The sequence below is a fragment of the Paracoccus sp. (in: a-proteobacteria) genome (assembly GCF_046462195.1).
GTDB lineage: Bacteria > Pseudomonadota > Alphaproteobacteria > Rhodobacterales > Rhodobacteraceae > Paracoccus.
Genome location: NZ_JBKGUN010000183.1, coordinates 1 through 19,059 on the forward strand (window position 1 = coordinate 1; position 19,059 = coordinate 19,059).

Here is a 19,059-nt window from a genome sequence, read left to right on the forward strand (position 1 = left end):
CCACGCCAATCATCATCTGCGCGCCGGTCAGAACCCGCATGCGGTCCTCGTCGGGCGCGTCGCGCGCTTCCTCGATGAACGAGGCGGTGTCGATGCCGATGGGAAAAGAGCCCGCCCGGATCCTGCGATCGCCCAATAAGAAATCTCCGCCCTCGTCCCGGTCCATCTCGGCCAGTTGCCGGCCGCTTTCGGTAAAGTTTCCCAGATCGCGCTCGGCCTGGAACCCCACCAGGTCATAATGGGACAGCCATTCGAACATCTCGGCCGGATTGGGCAAGGCGGCGCAATCCGCCGGCCCCGGAAAGGGAATGTGCAGGAATAGCCCGATCGGCTCCTTGACCCCCAAGGCGCGCAGTTCGGCCGCCAGGGGGAACAGGTGATAATCCTGCACCCAGATCCGGTCGCCGGGACGCAGGTGCGGCACCATCTGGCGCGCGATCTGCGCGTTCACCTTGCGGTACCCGTCCAGATATTCCGGCAGGATATGGACCAGATCCGCACGGCCATGGCAGATGGGCCACAGCACCGAGTTCGAGAAGCCCAGGTAATAGTTGTCGTGATCCTCGGGGGTCAGGTCAAAGGACAGGCGCTGGAAGCTGGCGCCGGGATGGTCCTGCAGATCCTCGGCAGGCTCTTCGACGGGATGGCCGGAAAACCCGATCCACACCCCTCCCGAGCCGCGAAGGGCATCTTCCAGTGCAACAACCAGGCCGCCGGATGGATTGTCCCCCAGCGGCAGGCGGTTTGAGACGACGATCAGGCGGGACATGGGCTCTCCTCAGGACAGGGATTCGTCCAGCCAGGCAGCCAGCGCCGCAGGATTGGCCAGACGATGGCGGGCAGCGGTATCGCCCTCGCCGATCTTGATCGCAAAGCCGCCGCGCCGCTGCGCCTCGGCCATGGCGGGTTCGTCCGTGGTATCATCGCCGGCAAAGACGGGAATACGGCCCGCAAAGGGCGCCTGTTCCATCAGCCGGGCCAGCGCGCTGTCCTTGCCGACGCCCGCCGGCCGCAGCTCGATCGCCATCTTGGCAGGCTGCAGCATCAGATGCGGGTTCTGCGCGGCCAGCGTTTCCATCGTGTCACGCACGTATCCTTCCAGCGAAGGATCGGCACGGTAATGCAGCGCCACGCCATGCGGCTTTTCCTCGACCAGCAGGGCCGGATGGGGTGCTGCCCGTTCATGAGCCTGCCGGTGCAGGGCCGCCGCGTCGAAGGGCTCGTCATGCAGCGCCTCGATCCGGCCGGGGGCCAGTGACATCTCGGACCCGTGGCTGCCCGCGATGACACCGGGAAAATCCACCAGATGCCCGCGCAAATCCGCCACGTCGCGACCCGAGATCAGCGCCACGGCTCCTTCCAGATGCCGGTCCAGCCCCGCCAGGAGGTCGCGCAGAACAGGCGTCACGACCACGGCGTCGGGCCGGGATGCGATCTCGACCAGACAACCGTCAAAGTCCAGAAACAGCGCGGCATCGCGGGGCAAGGGCGGGGGCGAGGAAGTCATCGGCAGCGGCACTCCTTGGATTGTCCTGCAACCAAACCCGTCAGTCACCCTGCCGGTTCACCGTGATGTGATCTTTTTGTTCCGCCTGCCCCGCCGGCCTTCAAAACTCCACGCCCGGCTGTGCCTTGATGCCGGCACGGAAGGGGTGCTTGATTTGCGTCATCTCGGTCACGAGATCGGCCGCCTCGACCAGCGCCTCAGGGGCGCCGCGCCCGGTCAGCACGACATGGGTCATGGGCGGCTTTTCCCTGTCAAGAAAGGCCAGCACCTCGGCCACGTCCAGGTATCCATAGCGCAGGGCAATGTTCACCTCGTCCAGCAGGACCATGCGAATCGCCGGATCACGGATCAGGTCCTTGGCCTTTTCCCATCCTGCCTGCGCGGCGGCGATGTCGCGGGCCTTGTCCTGCGTTTCCCATGTAAAGCCTTCGCCCATGCTGTGGAACTGGCACAGGTCCCCGAAATGCGTCGTCAGCAGACGCCGCTCGCCCGTATCCCAGGCCCCCTTGATGAACTGCACCACTGCCGAGGGCATGCCATGCGCGATGCAACGCATGATCATGCCGAAGCCGCTGGAGGACTTGCCCTTTCCCGGTCCGGTATGAACGATGATCAGCCCCTTTTCGCCGGTCTTGTCGACCATCATCCTGTCGCGGGCGGCCTTCTTCTTGGCCATCTTCTGGGCATGGCGGGCCAGATCCTCGGGGGTCATCGGGTCGGAGGGGGTCATCGCATCGCTCCTTCGCATGGCATCGGCGGGTTGACAAACAGGGCCGCAAGGTCCTTTTGTGGCTCGTGCTGGTTCCTGCCCTTATGGCAGGCCAAGAGGGAATGCGACAGGCGGGTTTCGACCATGCCCAAGCGCAGCCGCCCCCGCGACCGTGACCGGAAAGGTCGCCCGATCCACTGGCAGGCCTCTGCTGGGAAGGTGGGACGACCGTGGGGCAAGTCCCCGGATCCGCAAGCCGGGAGACCTGCCAGCACATGTGATGACGGGCGGACGGGGTGTTTCGCGACCGGCAGGTGATGGCCGGATTCTGCCCGCGCCGTTTCCTTCGGGCACCCCTTTCGCCGAACCAAAGGGAAGGGCCGCGATGCGCGCCATCTTGCATGTCTGCACCACCTGCCGCGGCACCGCGCCGGGTGATGACCCCGAGGCCCCGCGCCCCGGCGCGACCCTCCATGACAGGTTGCGTGCCGACGCTCCTGCAGGGGTCGAGATCCGCCCTGTCGAATGCCTGTCGGCCTGCTCTCAGGGCTGCTCGGTGGCGCTGTCGGCGCCTGGCAAGTGGTCCTATGTTTATGGCCGCCTGAGTCCTGCCGACGCGCCCGACATCCTAATCGGCGCCAGCGCCTATGCCGCGACCGCCGACGGCATCGTCCCTTGGCGCGCGCGTCCCGCCATCTTCCGCAAGCAGAGCCTTGCCCGCATCCCCCCGCAGGAGTGACCATGCCCGATCTTCCCAGAAACGATCTGACCAAGACCCCCGTCACCGTCATCACTGGCTTTCTCGGTTCGGGCAAGACGACGCTGATCCGGCACCTGATGCGGAACCCGCGAGGGCTGCGGCTGGCGGTGCTGGTCAACGAGTTCGGCACGATGGGCGTGGATGGCGATATCCTCAAGGGCTGCGCCGACGACAGCTGCCCCGCCGAGAACATCGTGGAACTGTCGAACGGCTGCATCTGCTGCACGGTCGCCGATGACTTCATCCCGACGCTGGAAGCGCTGATGGCGCTGCCGTCCAAGCCCGACCACATCCTGATCGAAACCTCGGGCCTGGCCCTGCCCAAGCCCCTGCTCAAGGCCTTCGACTGGCCCGCGATCCGGTCGCGCATCACCGTGGATGGCGTGATCGCGCTGGCCGATGCCGAGGCGGTGGCGGCGGGCCGCTTTGCCCCGGACGAGGATGCGGTGCAGGCCCAGCGCGAGGCCGATGACAGCCTCGACCACGAGACGCCCTTGTCCGAAGTCTTCGAGGATCAGATCGCATGCGCCGACGTGATCCTGCTGACCAAGGCCGATCTGGCCGGGCCGGAGGGCATCGCCGCCGCCCGCACCGCGATCGAGGCCGAGGCTCCGCGCAAGCTGCCCATCCTGACCGTGACCGAGGGCGTGATCGACCCGCGCCTGATCCTTGGGCTGAACGCGGCGGCCGAGGATGACCTGGCCGCCCGCCCCAGCCATCACGACGGCGCCGATGACCACGAGCACGAGGATTTCGACACGGTCGTGATCGACCTGCCCGAGATCGCGGATCCTGACGACCTGTCGGACCGCATTGCGCGGTTGGCGCAGGAACAGAACATCCTGCGCGTCAAGGGCCATGTCGCCGTTCAGGGCAAGCCGATGCGCCTGCTGGTGCAGGCCGTGGGCGCGCGCGTGCGCCACCAGTACGACCGTCCTTGGGGCGATCGGCCCCGCGTCTCGCGGCTGGTGGTCATCGCGGAACATGACGATGTGAACGAGTCCGCAATCCGTGCCATTCTGGAGGCCGTGCCCGCATGACCGGTTCCGCCTGATGCATGTCATCTTCCGCGAACGTGTCGGTCTTGACCAGACCGATACCCCTTATGATCCCGGGCAGACGCCTGGCGATCTGGTGGTCCTGTCCTTTTCAGACAGCGACTTGGGTGCCTTCGCGGCAGGCTGGCATCGGGCAGCAGGGGGCCTGCCCTCGCTACGGCTGTGCAACCTTGTGGCGCTGCGCCATCCGGTCTCGGTCGACACCTATCTGGACCAGACCCTGTCAGGGGCCCGGGGCATCCTGATCCGGCTGATCGGGGGCGAGGCCTATTGGCCCTATGGTCTCGCCTCGGTCGCCGATCTGGCACGGAGGAAGAACATCGCGCTGGCGGTCCTGCCCGCCGACGGGCGCGACGATCCGCGGCTGGAGGAGGCGTCCACCGTGCCTGCCTCGGTGCTGCGGCTGCTACGGCGCCATTGCGATCAGGGCGGTGCCGTGGCAGCGCAGGCAGCGCTTGCGCAGATGGCCATCGCGGCCGGGTTGTCGGCCGCCCCCGTGCCCGGCATCAAGACGCTGCCGCAGATGGGCCTTTACGATCCCGATCAAGGCGTGATCCTGCAGCCGACCCCCGGGGATCTGGCGCTGGTCACTTTTTACCGCAGCTGGCTGGCGGCGGCCGACGTTGCCCCGATCGATGCGCTGATCCATGCCCTGCGCGCCCGGGGCCTTGCGGCCTGCGGCGTCTTTGCCCCCTCTCTGAAGGCCCCCGGCCTTGGCGAATGGCTGCAGGCCAACCTGCCCTCTGCCCCCGCAGTCATCGTGAACGCGACCGGTTTCTCGGCAGGGTCCGAATCTCCTTTTGCAGGCTTCCCTTGCCCTGTCTTCCAGGTGGCTCTGTCCACCAACCGCCGGCGGGAATGGACCAAGGCCGAGCGGGGCCTGTCTCCTTCGGATCTTGCGATGAATGTGGTCCTGCCCGAGGTCGATGGCCGCATCCTGTCGGGTGTCATCAGCTTCAAGTCACCGGAACGCCGTGACCCAGACCTGCAATATGCACGCTTTGCGCATCGTCCCGACCCGGACCGCATCAAGGCAGCGGTGGACCGCATCATGGCTTGGAAACGGCTGGCGCGAACCCCGGCCGCAGATCGGCGGGTGGCGCTGGTTCTGTCCACCTATCCGGGCCGTGACTGGCAGATGGCGCATGCCGTGGGGCTGGACGCGCCGGCATCGGCCGAGGCGGTGGCCGCGATGCTGGCCGATGAAGGTTACAGCGTCACGCCGGGCGTCTCGGCGGCAACGCTGGCGACGGCGCGGGTCGCCTGGCCGCTGGTTGAATATCGAACTGCGCTGGAGGGCCTGCCGCAGTCGATGCGTGACGACCTGCAGGCAGCCTGGGGATCCCCCGAAACCGATCCCGATTGCCGGGAGGACGCCTTCCGCTTTGCCGCCATCCATTGCGGGAACCTGACACTGGCCCTTCAACCCGAGCGCAGCCACCGCGCCGACCGGAGTGATGATTACCACGACCTGACCCGGGTGCCGCGCCATGCCTACGTGGCCTTCTACCTGTGGCTGCGGGCCCAGGCTCCGCATGCGATGATCCACATGGGGGCGCATGGCACGCTGGAATGGCTGCCGGGCAAGGCGGTGGCGCTGTCGGGCGCCTGCTGGCCCGAGGCGCTGACGGGCGCTATGCCCGTCATTTATCCCTTTATCGTCAACGACCCCGGCGAGGCCGCGCAGGCCAAGCGCCGCATTGGTGCGGTAACGCTGGGCCACCTGCCCCCGCCCATGCGGGCGTCAGGCCTGCCCACCGGCATGGCGGGGCTGGAGCGGCTGCTGGACGAATACTCGACCGCCGACGGCCTCGACCCCGCCCGCCGCGACCGCCTCATCGCCGGCATCCGCGACGAGGCACAGGCGCTGGGGGTAGAGGACGACCTCGGCATCCCCCACGACGCCAGCGCGGCCGAGGCGATCACGCGCATCGACCGCTTCGTCTGCGACATCAAGGAAAGCCAATACGCCGAAGGACTGCACATCTGGGGCAGCGGCGCCTGCGGCGAGGCCGAGCGCGCGGGCCTGCGGGCGGCGCTGGACGGGCGTTTTGTCGCCCCCGGACCCTCCGGGTCGCCGAACAGGGGCCGGGCGGATGTGCTGCCCACGGGCCGCAACCTTTTCAGCGTCGATCCGCGCGCCGTGCCGACGCCTGCGGCCCATGCCCAGGGCGTCAGGCTGGCCGAGGAACTGCTGCGTCGCCACCTGCAGGATCATGGCGACTGGCCGCAGGGCCTGGTCGTGGACCTTTGGGGCAGCGCCACCATGCGCACTGCGGGCGAAGAGTTCGCGATGGCCCTGCATCTGGCGGGGCTGAAGCCTGTCTGGGACGAAGGCTCGGGCCGCGTTTTGGGCGTCGAAGTCGTGCCGCTGGCGCTGCTGGACCGGCCGCGCATTGATGTGACGCTGCGGGTGTCGGGTCTGTTCCGCGATGTCTTCCCGGTGCTGGCCCAACTGTTCGAGACCGGCGCCGCAACGCTGGCGGACCGGGACGAGGCGGCGGACATGAACCCTTATGCCGTCCGGTCCCCCCGCGTCTTTGGTCCGGAACCGGGGCAATATGGTTTAGGCATGGGCACCGCGCCCGACCAGTTCACCGATGTGGCCCGCGCCGCGGCAGGCGAGGCCTGGCTGTCGGCCTCCAGTTGGGCCATCGGTGCGGATGGCAGCAGCCGTCCCGATCGTCCGGCGCTCGAGGCGCGGATGCAGGGGGCCGACAGCTTTGTTCATGCGCAGGACCTGCCGGAAAGCGATCTGCTGATGGCCGCCGATTATGCCGCGCACGAGGCGGGCTTTGCCGCCGCCATGGCCCGTATCGGTGCGGCGGCGCCTGCCCTTTATCACCTTGATGCCACGCAGCCCGACCGGCCCCGCGCCCGCACCCTGACCGAGGAGATCGCACGCACCGTACGCGCCCGGGCCACCGACCCGGCCTGGGCCGACGCGATGACGGCCCATGGCTTTCGCGGCGCGGCCGAAATTGCGGCAACGCTGGATCACATGGCCGCCTTTGCCCATCTGGCGGACGCGGTGCCGCCGCATCTGTTCGACCTTTACCATGACGCGACGCTTGGCCGACTCGAGATCGAGGCTTTCATGGCCGAGGCCAATCCTGCCGCCCTGGCGGCCATGCGGGACCTGTTCCAGCGACTGCACGACGCAGGCCTGTGGGTGACGCGCCGCAATTCCATCGCTGCAACGCTGGGAGGCGAGGCATGAGCGCGGTCAAGGGCTGGTGCCCCGGTGCGTTGCGCCCGATGGAGTCGGGCGACGGCTGGGTGGTGCGCATCCGACCCCGCGGTGGTTGTCTGGACGCCGCGCAAGCGCAGGCCGTCGCCGATGCGGCGCAAGCCCATGGCAACGGCATCATCGAGCTGACCGGGCGTGCCAACCTGCAGCTGCGCGGCGTGACGCCTGCAACCCATGCGCCGCTGATCGCCGCCCTGCGCGCCCATGACCTGATCGACGCCGACATCGATGCCGAGACGCGGCGCAATGTCATCGTGACCCCTTTCGCGGATGCCGAAACGGATGCACTGGCCGCTGCTCTCGAGGCGGCACTGGCCCGCAGCCGCCTGATCCTGCCCGCCAAGTTCGGCTTTGCCATTGATACCGGCCCTGCCCCGGTCCTGACCCGTGACCCTGCCGACATCCGCATCGAGCGGGGACCACAAGGCTTGCTGTTGCGGGCGGATGGCATGACCCGGGCGACCCTCCTGCATGACATCCGGGATGCGCTGGACCTGGCGCAATGGTTTCTGGATCAGAACGGCGCGCCCGAAGGCCGGGGACGCATGGCAGCGCTTGTGGCCGGCGGTCTTCATCCTGCGGCGACCCTGCCCGCACCCGCACCTTTGGCCCCGTTCCAGCCCGGCCTTGTGCCGCAGGGCGTCCTGACCGGGCTCGAGTTCGGGCAGATCCCCCCCGACACGCTGCGCCGGCTGGCACGGCTGGGAGCGCTGCGCCTGACGCCGTGGCGGATGCTGCTGGTGCGGGGCGCCCGGACTGTGCCCGCCATGGCGGGCCTGATCCCCGATGCCCAGGATCCACGCCTTCGCCTGCGCGCCTGCCCCGGGGCGCCCGCCTGTCCTCGGGCCTTGGGCCAGACGCGTCCGGTCGCCCTTGGTCTGGCCGAGCTTGTGCCGCAGGACGCAGTGTTGCATGTGTCGGGTTGCGCCAAGGGTTGCGGCTGGCCGCGTGCCGCCGATATCACCCTGACCGCCACGCCCGAGGGATTCGACCTGATCCGCCACGGCCGCGCCGCCGACCCGGCCGTTCTGCGCGGCCTGCACCCCGACCAACTGCCAAAGGTTCTGTGATGCCTCACCATTATGAAAAGGACGGCGCCGCGATCTATCGCCAATCCTTTGCCACCATCCGGGCCGAGGCCGATCTGGCGCGTTTCGATGCGGACGAGGAGCCCGTCGTGGTTCGCATGATCCACGCGGCTGGACTGGTGGGGCTGGAACGCGATGTCCGCTTTACCCCCGGCATGGCCACCGCCGCCCGAACCGCGCTGGCCGCTGGCGCTCCGGTCCTTTGCGACGCGCGGATGGTCAGCGAGGGAATCACCCGCGCCCGGCTGCCCGCCGACAACCCGGTCATCTGCACGTTGAACGACCCCCGCGTGCCGGACATGGCGCGCGAAGCCGGCAACACCCGCAGTGCCATCGCGCTGGAACTGTGGCGGCCTTATCTGGACGGGGCGCTGGTCGCGATCGGCAACGCGCCGACTGCGCTGTTCCACCTGCTGAACATGCTGGAGGACCCCTCCTGCCCCCGCCCCGCCGCGATCATCGGCTGTCCGGTGGGCTTCGTGGGCGCGGCGGAGTCCAAGGACGCCCTGATGGCTGCGCCACCCGTTCCTTCGGTCATTGTGGCCGGACGGCTCGGGGGCTCGGCCATCACCGTGGCGGCCGTCAACGCGCTGGCCAGCCGGAAGGAGTGACCTCATGGGACGCATCATCTGTGCGGGTCTGGGGCCGGGCGATCCGGACCTGATCTCGGTCCGGGCCGATCGCGCAGTCCGGGCTGCGCGTCATGTGGCATTCTTCCGCAAGCCCGGCCGGCAAGGGCAGGCCCGCCGGATCGTGGAAGGCATGCTGGCCAAGGATGCCGCCGAATATCCGATGGAGTATCCGGTCACGACCGAGATCCCCTTTGACAGCCCGGTCTACAACAACCTGCTGTCAGGCTTTTACGACGACTGGGCCAGCCGCCTTGCCCTGCTGGCCGAAACCGATGATGTCGTGGTGCTGTGTGAAGGGGATCCGTTCTTCTATGGCTCGTTCATGCATCTTTACGTGCGGCTGAAGGACCGCGTGCCGGTGGAGGTCATCCCCGGCATTACCGGCATGGCCGGCTGCTGGCATGCCAGCGGAACGCCAATCACCTGGGGCGACGATGTCATGACCGTGCTGATGGGCACTCTGCCCGAGGCCGAACTGGCCCGGCACATGATCGCCTCGGACGCGCTGGTGGTGATGAAGACCGGGCGCAACCTGCCCAAGGTCCGCCGTGCGTTGGCGCAGACCGGCCGCCTGGAGGACGCGTGGCTGATCGAACGCGGCACGATGCCCGGCCAGCGCATCGCCCGGCTGGTCGATGTCGAGGCCGAGGATTGTCCGTATTTCGCGATCGTGCTGGTTCACGGACAGGGCCGTCGTCCCATGGCACTGCCCCAGGTGGCCGAATAATGAGTGGCTGGATCGCCGTGGCGGGCCTGGGTCCGGGCGCAGACAAGCTGGTCACGCCCGAAGTGACCGAGGCGCTGTCGCAGGCGACCGATGTGGTCGGCTATATCCCCTATGTCGCCCGTGTCGCCGCGCGCAAGGGGCTGGTCCTGCACCCTTCCGACAACCGGGTGGAACTGGACCGTGCCCGGCTGGCGCTGGACCTGGCGGCAGCGGGGCGGCGAGTGGTCATCGTGTCTTCGGGCGATCCCGGCGTGTTCGCCATGGCCTCGGCCCTGTTCGAGGCGGTCGAGGCAGATGGGGCCGAGGCCGACATCCGCGTCCTGCCGGGCATCACGGCCATGCTGGCCGCTGCGGCGCGCGCGGGCGCGCCCTTGGGACATGATTTCTGCGCCATCAACCTGTCGGACAATCTCAAGCCCTTCGCCTTGGTCGAACATCGGCTGCGCCATGCGGCGCGCGGCGATTTTGCGATGGCCTTCTACAATCCCCGCTCGCGGTCGCGCCCCGAGGGGTTTTCTCGCGTGCTGCAGATCCTGCGCGAGGAATGTCCCTCGGACCGCCTGCTGATCTTTGCCCGGGCCGTGGCGACCGCCGATGAAAGCCTTCGCATCGTCACCCTAGCCGAGGCGCAGCCCGACATGGCCGACATGCGTACCGTCGTGCTGGTCGGGAATTCGGCGACGCGTCGCGTGGGCCGGTGGGTTTACACGCCCCGTAGCGCAGGACCGGTCTGATGCAGCCAATCCATCGCCTCCTGCGGCCTGGCCACCTCGCAGCGCGGGGGAAGCGGGGGCCTGTCGATCATGACGACCCGCACCCCAAGGACGCGGGCGGCGACCAGCTTGGCCTCGGCCCCGGTGCCACCGCTGTTCTTGGCCACCAGATGCGTGATGCCATGGGCTGCCATCAGATCCCGGTCCCCCTGCTCCGTGAAGGGGCCGCGTGCAATCACCACCTGCGCGCCCGGCAGGGGCAGGGTTTCGGGCGGATCGACCAGCCGCAGCAGCCACCGATGCGGCAGGAGGCCGAAGGCGGCAAGGTTCTGTTTTCCAATGGCCAGAAAGACGGAGGCCGGTGTGTGCGGCAAGGCCGCAGCCGCGCCTGCCATGTCGCACACATGGGTCCAGTCGTCGCCCGGTCCGGCGCGCCATTCCGGCCGTTGCAGGACCATCAGGGGCGTACCGGTGTTCCGGGCCGCCTCCACTGCGTTCCGGCTGATCTGCGCCGCGAAGGGATGGGTTGCATCGACCAGATGGCTGATCTTCTGGTCGCGCAGGTACTGTGCCAGCCCCTCGGGACCGCCAAAGCCGCCGATGCGCGTGGGCAGCGGCTGGCCGACCGGGGCTGCCGTGCGTCCGGCATAGGAGAAGACCGCCTCGACGCCCGCTTGGGACAGCAGCCCGGCCAGGCGGCTGGCTTCGGATGTTCCGCCCAGCAACAGGACGCGTTTCATGTCTGACCCCTGGCTGACGATCATCGGCATCACCGAAGATGGCGTGTCAGGGCTGGGGGATGCAAGCCGCCACGCTTTGGCACGCGCACAGGTGATCTTTGGCGGGGCGCGTCATCTGGCGCTGGCCCGGGCCGGCGAACGGGGGCGCCCATGGCCGGTGCCCTTTGACACCGCTCCCGTTCTGGCGCTGCGGGGTCAGGCGGTTGTGGTGCTGGCTTCGGGTGACCCGTTCTGGTTCGGCGCGGGGGGCAGTCTGGCAGCGGTGCTGGAGCCTGACGAATGGCACGTCTTGCCTGCACCGGGTGTCCTTTCTTTGGCCGCAGCGCGTCTGGGATGGCGGCTGGAGGATGTCGTGACCCTGGGTCTGCACGCGGCACCTTTTGCGCGCCTGCACCCGCATCTGGTGCGCGGCTGCCGAATCATCGCAACCCTGCGCGACGGCGAGGCCCCTGCCGCCTTGGCTGCGTGGTTGTCGGATCAGGGGGCCTGCACCCTGCGCCTGACCGTGATGGAGCGTTTGGGTGGTCCCGCCGAACGCATCCGCCACAGCACCGCACAGGGATTTGGGCTGACCGACATCGCTGCCCCCGTCACCGTCGCGCTGGACGGTGCCGAACTGCCCTGCGGCTTTGGCCTGCCTGCCACGCCCGGACGCGAAGACGGGCTGTTCACCCATGCGGGACAGATTACCAAATCGCCGATCCGCGCCATGACCCTCGGAACCTTGGCCCCCCGGCCGGGCGAGATGCTGTGGGACATCGGTGGCGGTTCGGGCTCCATCTCGGTCGAATGGGCGCTTGCGGGGGGGCGATCCATCTGCATCGAGCCGCGCGAGGATCGTCTGGCCCTGATCCGCACGAACCTTGACCGTTTCGGGGTGGCGCATCTCGTGCACCCCGTGCAGGGGACTGCCCCCCGCGCGCTGGCCGATCTCCCCGCGCCGGATGCGGTTTTTGTCGGTGGCGGCGCCAGCCCGGAACTGTTCGACACGCTGTGGCCCCGTCTGCACCCCGGCGCCCGGTTGGTCGTCAATGCCGTCACGCTGGAAACCGAAGGCCTGCTGGCTGACCTTTCCGCCCGCCACGGTGGTGACCTGACCCGGATTGAAATCGCCCGCGCCGCACCCTTGGGTGCCATGCGGGGGTGGCAGCCCGCCCGCCCCGTCGTCCAGTGGAGCCTCACCCGATGAGGGTGGCAGGCGTCGGATGCCGTCCCGGGACACCCCTCGCGGCCCTGCTGGATGCACTGGAGGCCGCAGGCGGTGCCGAGGCGCTGGCCACCATTGCCGCCCGTCAAGGCGAACTGCAGGCGCTGGCGGCTGCCCTGGGCCTGCCGCTCCATCTGGTTTCGGTCGCAGGCATCGTCACGCCCACCCGATCGCCCCGCATTCAGGCCCTCCACGGCACCGGCTCGGTGGCCGAGGCAGCGGCCATTGCCTTGGGCGGAAGGCTTGTCGGCCCACGCCGGATATCGTCCTGCGGGTCCATCACCATCGCCATAGCAGAGGTTCCATGACCGTTCATTTCATCGGCGCAGGCCCTGGTGCGGCCGACCTGATCACGCTGCGCGGTCGCGACCTGATCGCCGCCTGTCCTGTCTGCCTTTACGCGGGCAGCCTCGTTCCCCCTGCCCTGCTGGACCATTGCCCGCCCGGCGCGCGGATCGTGAATACCGCGTCCCTCAGCCTGGATCAGATCATCGCGGAGATGGCTGCTGCCCATGAGGCGGGACAGGACGTGGCGCGGCTGCATTCCGGTGACCTGTCGATCTGGTCGGCCATGGGGGAACAGCTGCGCCGCCTGCGCGCGCAGGGCATCCCCTTTGACGTGACGCCCGGGGTGCCCGCCTTTGCTGCCGCCGCCGCGGCGCTGGAGGCGGAACTGACCCTGCCCGGCATTGCGCAATCGGTTGTCCTGACCCGCACGCCCGGCCGCGCATCGACCATGCCCGAAGGCGAGACCCTAGCAGCCTTTGCCGCCACCGGAGCCACGCTGGCGATCCACCTGTCGATCCATGCCATTGACCGGGTCGTGGCGGATCTGCGCCCTCATTACGGCCCCGACTGCACTGTGGCCGTGGTCTGGCGGGCCAGCTGGCCTGACCAGCGGATCATCCGCTCGACCTTGGCGCGGGTCCAGGAGGACGTGCAGGGGATCGACCGCACCGCGCTGATCCTGGTCGGGCCCGCCTTGGCAGCCGAAGGATTCGATGAAAGCCGTCTGTACGCCGCCGATTACGACCGCCGCTATCGCCCGATCGGACCTGAGCCGAGGTTTCCAGAATGACGCCGCCCGTGACCCCGGGCCTGATGATCTCGGCCCCTGCTTCGGGAACGGGCAAGACGATGCTGATGCTGGGCCTGCTGACTGCGCTGCGGCGGCGGGGGCTGGCGGTGCAGCCCTTCAAGTCCGGGCCCGATTACATCGATCCCGGCTTTCACCGGGCGGCATCCGGCAGGGCGTCCTTCAACCTTGATGCCTGGGCGATGGAGCCGGGACGGATCGCGGCCCATGTGACCGGTCAGCCCCCTGCTGACATGGTTCTGGCCGAAGGGTCCATGGGATTGTTTGATGGGGTCGCTCGGGCAGGGGAGACCGGCATTGGTTCCAGCGCGGAAATCGCGCAGATGATGGGCTGGCCCGTGGTCCTGATCCTGGATGTGAGCGGGCAGGCGCAATCGGCCGCTGCCACGGCACGCGGCTTTGCCACCCTGCGGCCCGACCTGCCTTTTGCGGGTGTCGTGCTGAACCGCGTGGCCTCGCCCCGCCACGATGCGCTGATCCGCGAAGGGATGCGGGATGCCGGCATCCGCGTTCTGGGCGCCCTGCCTCGCCAAGGGAACATCACCCTGCCCGAGCGGCACCTGGGCCTGGTCCAGGCCGAAGAAACTGAGGGTCTGCAAGCAATCCTGGATCAAGCCGGCGATTTCGTTGCCGCCCATTGCGACCTTGATGCCATCATTGCCGCTGCAGCGCATCGCGTCCTGCCCGATAGCAGCCCACCCCTGGCCCTGACGCCGCCCGGAGGCCGCATCGCACTGGCACGTGACGCGGCGTTTTCATTCACCTATCCGCATGTGCTGGACGCCTGGCGGAAGGCAGGGGCGACGATCCTGCCCTTTTCGCCCTTGGCCGACCAGGGACCGGACAACAGCGCCGACTGCTGCTGGCTGCCGGGCGGTTATCCCGAATTGCACGCCCCCCGGCTGGCAGCGGCCGAGGTGTTCCGCAAGACGATGCACCGTTTTGCGGACACAAGGCCCGTTCACGGAGAATGTGGCGGATACATGGCAATGGGCGCAGGACTGGTGGACGCGGCGGGTCAGCGGCACCCGATGCTGGGACTTCTGGGACTGGAGACCAGCTATCATAAGCGGCGGATGCACCTGGGCTATCGCCGTGCGACGCCACTGGCAGCACTGCCGGGGCTGGGACACCAAGCCTTGCGCGGCCATGAATTCCACTATGCCTCGATCCTGTCGCAACCCGACGCCCCCTTGGCCCGCGTGACCGACGCGACCGGAGCCGAGGTTCCCGAAACCGGCAGTCATCGCGCCATGCCGGGTGCCGGCCAAGTCACGGGCACGTTCTTTCACCTGATCGCGCCCGCCGCGACCTGATCCGGGACAGCCGCATGCAGACCATACCACACCCCCGGATCCGCCTGACCCTGATCGGTATCGGCACCGGTAACCCCCAGCACCTGACGCTGCAGGGGGTTCAGGCAATGCAGGAGGCCGACCTGCTGCTGATCCCCCTGAAGGGGGAAGACAAGGCGGACCTTGCGGGGCTGCGGCGCGCGATCTTGGCGCAGCATGCACCGGAGGCGCGGAGGGTCGAATTTGTATTGCCGCATCGGGACGAGGGACCGGATTACCTGGACGCGGTCGAGCGCTGGCATGATGCCATTGCCGAGGCCTGGGCGGTGCAGGTGGCCCGTTCGCTGCCGCAAGGGGGGCACGTGGCCCTGCTGGTGTGGGGGGACCCGTCGCTTTACGACAGCAGCCTGCGGATCGCAGGACGGCTGGGCTGGCCTGTGCAGGTCATCCCCGGCGTTACGGCCATTCAGGCGCTGTGTGCCGCCCATGCCATTCCGTTGAATGCACTGGCCTCGGCCGTGCAGATCACCACCGGCCGGGCGTTGCGGGCACAGGGTTGGCCCCCCGGGGCGGGCAGCGTGGTGGTGATGCTGGACGGCGCCTGTGCCTTCCGGACCCTCGCACCCGAAGGCTTTCACATCTGGTGGGGGGCTTTTCTGGGGATGGAGGAGCAGATCATCGATCAGGGGCCGTTGGTCGAGGCCGGACCCCGGATCGAGGCTGCCCGGGCCGAGGCAAGAACAGCCCATGGCTGGATCATGGACTGCTATCTGCTGCGCCGGCTTTAGAACAGGAAGATGTCATCCGCGACGTCCCGCCAGGACAGGTCGGGATCCGCCAGGATGATCCGCTGCCCTTCGGGCAGGTCGATGACCACGCCCGTTGCGGTTTCGTGGATGTGGTTCAGGACGAAATCCGTCACATCCGGCACCAGATCCGCATCGATCAGGATACGATCCGTGCCCGACTGGAAGTCCATGATTCGGTCCGTGCCGGTGCGGCCGGAAAAGACGAACTGATCTGCTCCGGCGCCGCCACGCAACTGGTCATTGCCCGGCCCGCCGACCAGTGTGTCGTTGCCCCCGTCACCGTTCAGGCTGTCATCGCCCAAACCACCCTGAAGAAGGTCATTGCCTGCGCCCCCGAACAAACGGTCACGGCCGACGCCGCCCATAAGCACATCCTGCCCCGCGCCACCGACCAGCGTGTCATGCCCGCCGCCGCCCCAAAGGCGATCGTCGCCGATCTCGCCGAACAGGCGGTCGTCGCCTGCCTGACCCAGCAGGTTGTCGTTTCCGAGTCCGCCGCGCAGCACGTCATTGCCTGCGCCACCTGCAATCCAGTCATCACCTGCACCGCCCGACACGCTGTCATCGGCAGGTCCGCGAACGATGAGGTCGGCGGCAGAGGTTGCAAAAGGAGCGCGATGCGGCTTTCCGACCTGCTCCAGCCATGCCGCCTGCGAAAATTCCGGAGCAGAGACTTGGGGCGCAGACATCGTGCCGACGGTGACGCCGGGGGCGATGTCCCGCTCGACCGGGCCGAATGTGCGGGCAAAGTCCTGCGTCGCCATGACCACGGGATGACCGTTGAAGGTCCCGACCTCCAAGCCGATGCCTAGAAAGGTGACGTTCGGGTCCAGGATGGCAGCCCGGTGACTCGAACTGTCCATAAGGTTGCTGTGCAGGTGGCGGACCTCATCCATCAGCGAACCATCCCGGTTGTTCGAATAATAGGCCAGGTTCTCGGTCGCGCGCCAATCCCCTTCCAACGGAAAACCCGCTGCCTCGGCACGGTCCCTGGCGCGGGAACCGTCCTGTCCGATATGGGTGAAGCTGTTGTTCTGCAACATCCAGCGACTGTGAACCTCGGCCGATTCGTTCAGCCGGGTTTCCAGCGTCAGCGGGGCCAGCCCGCGCGCTGTGCGCTCGTTGTTGACAAGCGTCAGAAAATACCGCTCGGCCGTGGTTGCCTGTGACATCCAAACTCTCCCGTTGCACGCGCGATCATGTGGGCTTCAGACCGGCGGCAACAATAGGCATTGGCTTGCAACCTTACGTCAAGGCCCTGCATGGGCAGGGCCTCGACTGATGTAAATTTCACGCCTGCAGCGACCTGACACCCACTTCGCCTTCTTCCCGCGACTTGATGGCCGCCACGGCGGCGATGCTGCCTGCCGCCGTGGTGAAATAGGGGATCTTGTCGTAAAGGGCGACGGCGCGGATATCCCGCGAGTCGGCAATGGCCTGAACGCCTTCGGTCGTGTTCAGCACCATCGCGATGTCGCCGTTCTTCAGGCGATCGACGATGTTCGGCCGTCCTTCATAGACCTTGTTCACACGGCTGGAAGACACGCCCGCCGTTGCCAGGAAATCGGCCGTGCCCGAAGTGGCGACCAGTTCGAACCCCATGCCGACCAGATCGCGGGCAGCCTGGGCCAGCGTGTCCGACTTGTCGGCATCCTTGACTGACAGGAAGACGCGGCCCTGATGCGGCAGATGCGTCCCGGCCCCCATCTGCGCCTTGAGGAACGCGCGCGCGAAGTTGCGGTCCCATCCCATCACCTCGCCGGTCGAGCGCATTTCCGGCCCCAGCAGCGTATCGACGCCCGGGAAGCGGGCAAAAGGCAACACCGCCTCCTTGACCGAGAACCAGGGCGTGATCGGATCGGCCAGGGTCATCGGATCGGCAAACGGCAGGTCGGTTTCGGGGCCCACACCCGCCGGGTACGCCGGGCGGTTGGGGAAGTTCGACATCGGTTCGCCCGCCATTAGGCGCGCAGCGATCGAGGCGATGGCGCTGTCGGTGGCCTTGGCGACAAAAGGCACGGTGCGGCTGGCGCGCGGATTGACCTCGAGCACATAGATCTCGCCGTCCTTCAGCGCGAACTGCACGTTCATGAGGCCCTTGACCTTGAGCGCACGCGCCATGGCCGTTGTCTGGACCTTGAGTTCCTCGATCGTCGCGCTGTCCAGCGTGTGCGGGGGCAGCGAACAGGCGCTGTCGCCCGAATGGACGCCCGCTTCCTCGATATGCTCCATGATGCCCGCGACATGCACGGTTTCGCCATCGCACAGCGCGTCCACATCGACCTCGATCGCGCCGGACAGGTAGCTGTCCAGCAGCACCGGGTTCTTGCCCGAAACACTCACGGCCTCGGTGATGTAGCGACGGAGGTGATCCATGTCGCGCACGATTTCCATCGCGCGGCCGCCCAGCACATAGGACGGACGGATGACCAGCGGGAAGCCAATGCGCTCGGCGATGGCGATGGCCTGATCGTCGCTGCTGGCGATGCCGTTGATCGGCTGCTTGAGGCCCAGATCGTTCAGCAGCTTCTGGAAGCGCTCGCGGTCTTCGGCCAAGTCGATGGCATCAGGCGTCGTGCCCAGGATCGGAATGCCCTCCTCCTCCAGCGCATTGGCCAGCTTCAGCGGCGTCTGGCCGCCGAACTGGACGATGACGCCGTGCAGGGTGCCGTTCTGCTGTTCGGTGTGCAGGATCTCCAGCACATGCTCGAAGGTCAGCGGCTCGAAATACAGGCGATCCGAGGTGTCATAATCGGTGCTGACCGTTTCCGGGTTGCAGTTGATCATGATCGTCTCGTAGCCCGCGTCGGTCAGCGCAAAGCAGGCATGGCAGCAGCAATAGTCGAACTCGATCCCCTGGCCGATGCGGTTGGGACCGCCACCCAGGATGACCACCTTCTTTGCATCCGTCGGACGGGATTCGCATTCCACATCGCCCATCGCCGGCATCTCGTAGGTGGAATACATATACGGCGTCTGGGCCTCGAACTCGGCGGCGCAGGTGTCGATACGCTTGAAGACGGGGCGGATGTCCAGGCTGCGGCGGGCGCGGCGGATGTCGGCCTCGTCGCGCCTGGTCAGGTTGGCCAGGCGGGCATCGGTAAAGCCCATCATCTTGAGCCGGCGCAGCCCCTCGGCCTCCGTCGGCAGGCCGTTCTCGCGCACGACATGTTCGGCATCGACGATCTCGCGGATGCGGGCCAGAAACCAGGGGTCGAAGCTGGTGACGCGGTGGATCTCATCATTGGACAGGCCAAAGCGCATCGCCTCGGCAATGACGCGGATGCGGTCGGGGGTGGCCTTCGACAGGGCGGCGATGACGGCGGGCTTGCCCTGTTCGGCGGCGCCCTCGATCGGGATCTCGTCGAGGCCGGTCAGGCCGTTCTCCATCGAGGCGAGCGCCTTTTGCAGCGATTCGTGGAAGGAGCGGCCGATGGCCATGACCTCGCCCACGGATTTCATCGCGGT

The 19,059-nt window shown here is 67.6% G+C and carries 18 protein-coding genes and 1 riboswitch; of the genes, 12 read left to right on the forward strand and 6 right to left on the reverse strand.

Annotated features, from left to right (window positions below):
- From ACLHHB_RS11415 to cobO, 3 genes are all read right to left on the reverse strand, one after another.
- Positions 1–769: trehalose-6-phosphate synthase (locus ACLHHB_RS11415; RefSeq protein ID WP_410218404.1), on the reverse strand; the 769-nt coding region annotated here is incomplete at its 3' end.
- A gap of 9 nt (positions 770–778) precedes the next feature.
- The gene (otsB, locus tag ACLHHB_RS11420) at positions 779–1,507 is read right to left on the reverse strand and encodes a trehalose-phosphatase (protein WP_410218405.1); all 729 of its coding nucleotides are present in this window, start codon (positions 1,505–1,507) and stop codon (positions 779–781) included.
- A gap of 100 nt (positions 1,508–1,607) precedes the next feature.
- Positions 1,608–2,237 carry a cob(I)yrinic acid a,c-diamide adenosyltransferase gene (gene cobO / locus ACLHHB_RS11425; RefSeq protein WP_410218406.1) on the reverse strand — a complete coding sequence of 210 codons (630 nt, stop codon included), beginning with the start codon at positions 2,235–2,237 and terminating at the stop codon, positions 1,608–1,610.
- Positions 2,238–2,289: 52 nt separating this feature from the next.
- Positions 2,290–2,504, forward strand: a riboswitch (cobalamin riboswitch).
- A 97-nt stretch (positions 2,505–2,601) separates the two neighbouring features.
- Here cobO and ACLHHB_RS11430 point away from each other — a divergent pair.
- The 7 genes from ACLHHB_RS11430 to cobJ are packed head-to-tail and all read left to right on the forward strand — an operon-like array spanning position 2,602 to position 10,465.
- Positions 2,602–2,955, forward strand: a complete 354-nt coding sequence (locus ACLHHB_RS11430) for a DUF1636 domain-containing protein (RefSeq protein WP_410218407.1) — start codon at positions 2,602–2,604, stop codon at positions 2,953–2,955.
- A gap of 2 nt (positions 2,956–2,957) precedes the next feature.
- A complete protein-coding gene (gene cobW, locus ACLHHB_RS11435; RefSeq protein WP_410218408.1) occupies positions 2,958–4,016 on the forward strand; it encodes a cobalamin biosynthesis protein CobW in 1,059 nt (352 codons plus the stop codon).
- A gap of 13 nt (positions 4,017–4,029) precedes the next feature.
- Positions 4,030–7,254, forward strand: a complete 3,225-nt coding sequence (cobN, locus tag ACLHHB_RS11440; protein ID WP_410218409.1) for a cobaltochelatase subunit CobN — start codon at positions 4,030–4,032, stop codon at positions 7,252–7,254.
- Positions 7,251–8,354 (forward strand): precorrin-3B synthase, encoded by a 1,104-nt coding sequence (gene cobG, locus ACLHHB_RS11445; RefSeq protein WP_410218410.1) that lies wholly within the window; start codon positions 7,251–7,253, stop codon positions 8,352–8,354. The genes cobN and cobG overlap by 4 nt, the downstream gene beginning before the upstream one ends.
- Positions 8,354–8,983, forward strand: coding sequence for a precorrin-8X methylmutase (locus ACLHHB_RS11450; protein ID WP_410218411.1), 630 nt, complete (start codon positions 8,354–8,356; stop codon positions 8,981–8,983). The genes cobG and ACLHHB_RS11450 overlap by 1 nt, the downstream gene beginning before the upstream one ends.
- Before the next feature lie 4 nt (positions 8,984–8,987).
- Positions 8,988–9,731: a precorrin-2 C(20)-methyltransferase gene (locus ACLHHB_RS11455; RefSeq protein WP_410218412.1), complete on the forward strand. Its 744-nt coding sequence runs from the start codon at positions 8,988–8,990 to the stop codon at positions 9,729–9,731.
- Positions 9,731–10,465 (forward strand): precorrin-3B C(17)-methyltransferase, encoded by a 735-nt coding sequence (gene cobJ, locus ACLHHB_RS11460; protein WP_410218413.1) that lies wholly within the window; start codon positions 9,731–9,733, stop codon positions 10,463–10,465. The genes ACLHHB_RS11455 and cobJ overlap by 1 nt, the downstream gene beginning before the upstream one ends.
- Here cobJ and ACLHHB_RS11465 read toward each other — a convergent pair.
- Positions 10,435–11,184, reverse strand: coding sequence for a cobalt-precorrin-6A reductase (locus ACLHHB_RS11465; RefSeq protein WP_410218414.1), 750 nt, complete (start codon positions 11,182–11,184; stop codon positions 10,435–10,437). The two genes, cobJ and ACLHHB_RS11465, sit on opposite strands and share 31 nt — an antisense overlap.
- Between ACLHHB_RS11465 and cbiE the strand changes: the two genes are divergently transcribed.
- From cbiE to cobF, 5 genes are read left to right on the forward strand one after another with little or no spacing between them, the layout of a single operon-like run.
- Positions 11,183–12,373, forward strand: a complete 1,191-nt coding sequence (gene cbiE, locus ACLHHB_RS11470) for a precorrin-6y C5,15-methyltransferase (decarboxylating) subunit CbiE (protein ID WP_410218415.1) — start codon at positions 11,183–11,185, stop codon at positions 12,371–12,373. The two genes, ACLHHB_RS11465 and cbiE, sit on opposite strands and share 2 nt — an antisense overlap.
- Positions 12,370–12,699: a cobalamin biosynthesis protein gene (locus tag ACLHHB_RS11475; protein WP_410218416.1), complete on the forward strand. Its 330-nt coding sequence runs from the start codon at positions 12,370–12,372 to the stop codon at positions 12,697–12,699. The genes cbiE and ACLHHB_RS11475 overlap by 4 nt, the downstream gene beginning before the upstream one ends.
- Positions 12,696–13,469, forward strand: a complete 774-nt coding sequence (gene cobM, locus ACLHHB_RS11480; RefSeq protein WP_410218417.1) for a precorrin-4 C(11)-methyltransferase — start codon at positions 12,696–12,698, stop codon at positions 13,467–13,469. The genes ACLHHB_RS11475 and cobM overlap by 4 nt, the downstream gene beginning before the upstream one ends.
- The gene (locus ACLHHB_RS11485; RefSeq protein ID WP_410218418.1) at positions 13,466–14,803 is read left to right on the forward strand and encodes a cobyrinate a,c-diamide synthase; all 1,338 of its coding nucleotides are present in this window, start codon (positions 13,466–13,468) and stop codon (positions 14,801–14,803) included. The genes cobM and ACLHHB_RS11485 overlap by 4 nt, the downstream gene beginning before the upstream one ends.
- Positions 14,804–14,817: 14 nt before the next feature.
- Positions 14,818–15,570, forward strand: coding sequence for a precorrin-6A synthase (deacetylating) (gene cobF, locus ACLHHB_RS11490; protein WP_410218419.1), 753 nt, complete (start codon positions 14,818–14,820; stop codon positions 15,568–15,570).
- Here the strand turns inward: cobF and ACLHHB_RS11495 are convergent.
- A complete protein-coding gene (locus tag ACLHHB_RS11495) occupies positions 15,567–16,763 on the reverse strand; it encodes a CAP domain-containing protein (protein WP_410218420.1) in 1,197 nt (398 codons plus the stop codon). The two genes, cobF and ACLHHB_RS11495, sit on opposite strands and share 4 nt — an antisense overlap.
- Before the next feature lie 118 nt (positions 16,764–16,881).
- Positions 16,882–19,059 (reverse strand): carbamoyl-phosphate synthase large subunit (carB, locus tag ACLHHB_RS11500; RefSeq protein ID WP_410218421.1); only part of this gene is annotated, 2,178 nt, incomplete at its 5' end.

What these genes read in the sequence shown, in the direction of transcription:
- otsB (WP_410218405.1), bottom strand. Translation starts at nt 1,507, where the DNA reads ATGACTTCCTCGCCCCCGCCCTTGCCCCGCGATGCCGCGCTGTTTCTG.
- cobO (WP_410218406.1), bottom strand. Translation starts at nt 2,237, where the DNA reads ATGACCCCCTCCGACCCGATGACCCCCGAGGATCTGGCCCGCCATGCC.
- ACLHHB_RS11430 (WP_410218407.1), top strand. Translation starts at nt 2,602, where the DNA reads ATGCGCGCCATCTTGCATGTCTGCACCACCTGCCGCGGCACCGCGCCG.
- cobW (WP_410218408.1), top strand. Translation starts at nt 2,958, where the DNA reads ATGCCCGATCTTCCCAGAAACGATCTGACCAAGACCCCCGTCACCGTC.
- cobN (WP_410218409.1), top strand. Translation starts at nt 4,030, where the DNA reads ATGCATGTCATCTTCCGCGAACGTGTCGGTCTTGACCAGACCGATACC.
- cobG (WP_410218410.1), top strand. Translation starts at nt 7,251, where the DNA reads ATGAGCGCGGTCAAGGGCTGGTGCCCCGGTGCGTTGCGCCCGATGGAG.
- ACLHHB_RS11450 (WP_410218411.1), top strand. Translation starts at nt 8,354, where the DNA reads ATGCCTCACCATTATGAAAAGGACGGCGCCGCGATCTATCGCCAATCC.
- ACLHHB_RS11455 (WP_410218412.1), top strand. Translation starts at nt 8,988, where the DNA reads ATGGGACGCATCATCTGTGCGGGTCTGGGGCCGGGCGATCCGGACCTG.
- cobJ (WP_410218413.1), top strand. Translation starts at nt 9,731, where the DNA reads ATGAGTGGCTGGATCGCCGTGGCGGGCCTGGGTCCGGGCGCAGACAAG.
- cbiE (WP_410218415.1), top strand. Translation starts at nt 11,183, where the DNA reads ATGTCTGACCCCTGGCTGACGATCATCGGCATCACCGAAGATGGCGTG.
- ACLHHB_RS11465 (WP_410218414.1), bottom strand. Translation starts at nt 11,184, where the DNA reads ATGAAACGCGTCCTGTTGCTGGGCGGAACATCCGAAGCCAGCCGCCTG.
- ACLHHB_RS11475 (WP_410218416.1), top strand. Translation starts at nt 12,370, where the DNA reads ATGAGGGTGGCAGGCGTCGGATGCCGTCCCGGGACACCCCTCGCGGCC.
- cobM (WP_410218417.1), top strand. Translation starts at nt 12,696, where the DNA reads ATGACCGTTCATTTCATCGGCGCAGGCCCTGGTGCGGCCGACCTGATC.
- ACLHHB_RS11485 (WP_410218418.1), top strand. Translation starts at nt 13,466, where the DNA reads ATGACGCCGCCCGTGACCCCGGGCCTGATGATCTCGGCCCCTGCTTCG.
- cobF (WP_410218419.1), top strand. Translation starts at nt 14,818, where the DNA reads ATGCAGACCATACCACACCCCCGGATCCGCCTGACCCTGATCGGTATC.
- ACLHHB_RS11495 (WP_410218420.1), bottom strand. Translation starts at nt 16,763, where the DNA reads ATGTCACAGGCAACCACGGCCGAGCGGTATTTTCTGACGCTTGTCAAC.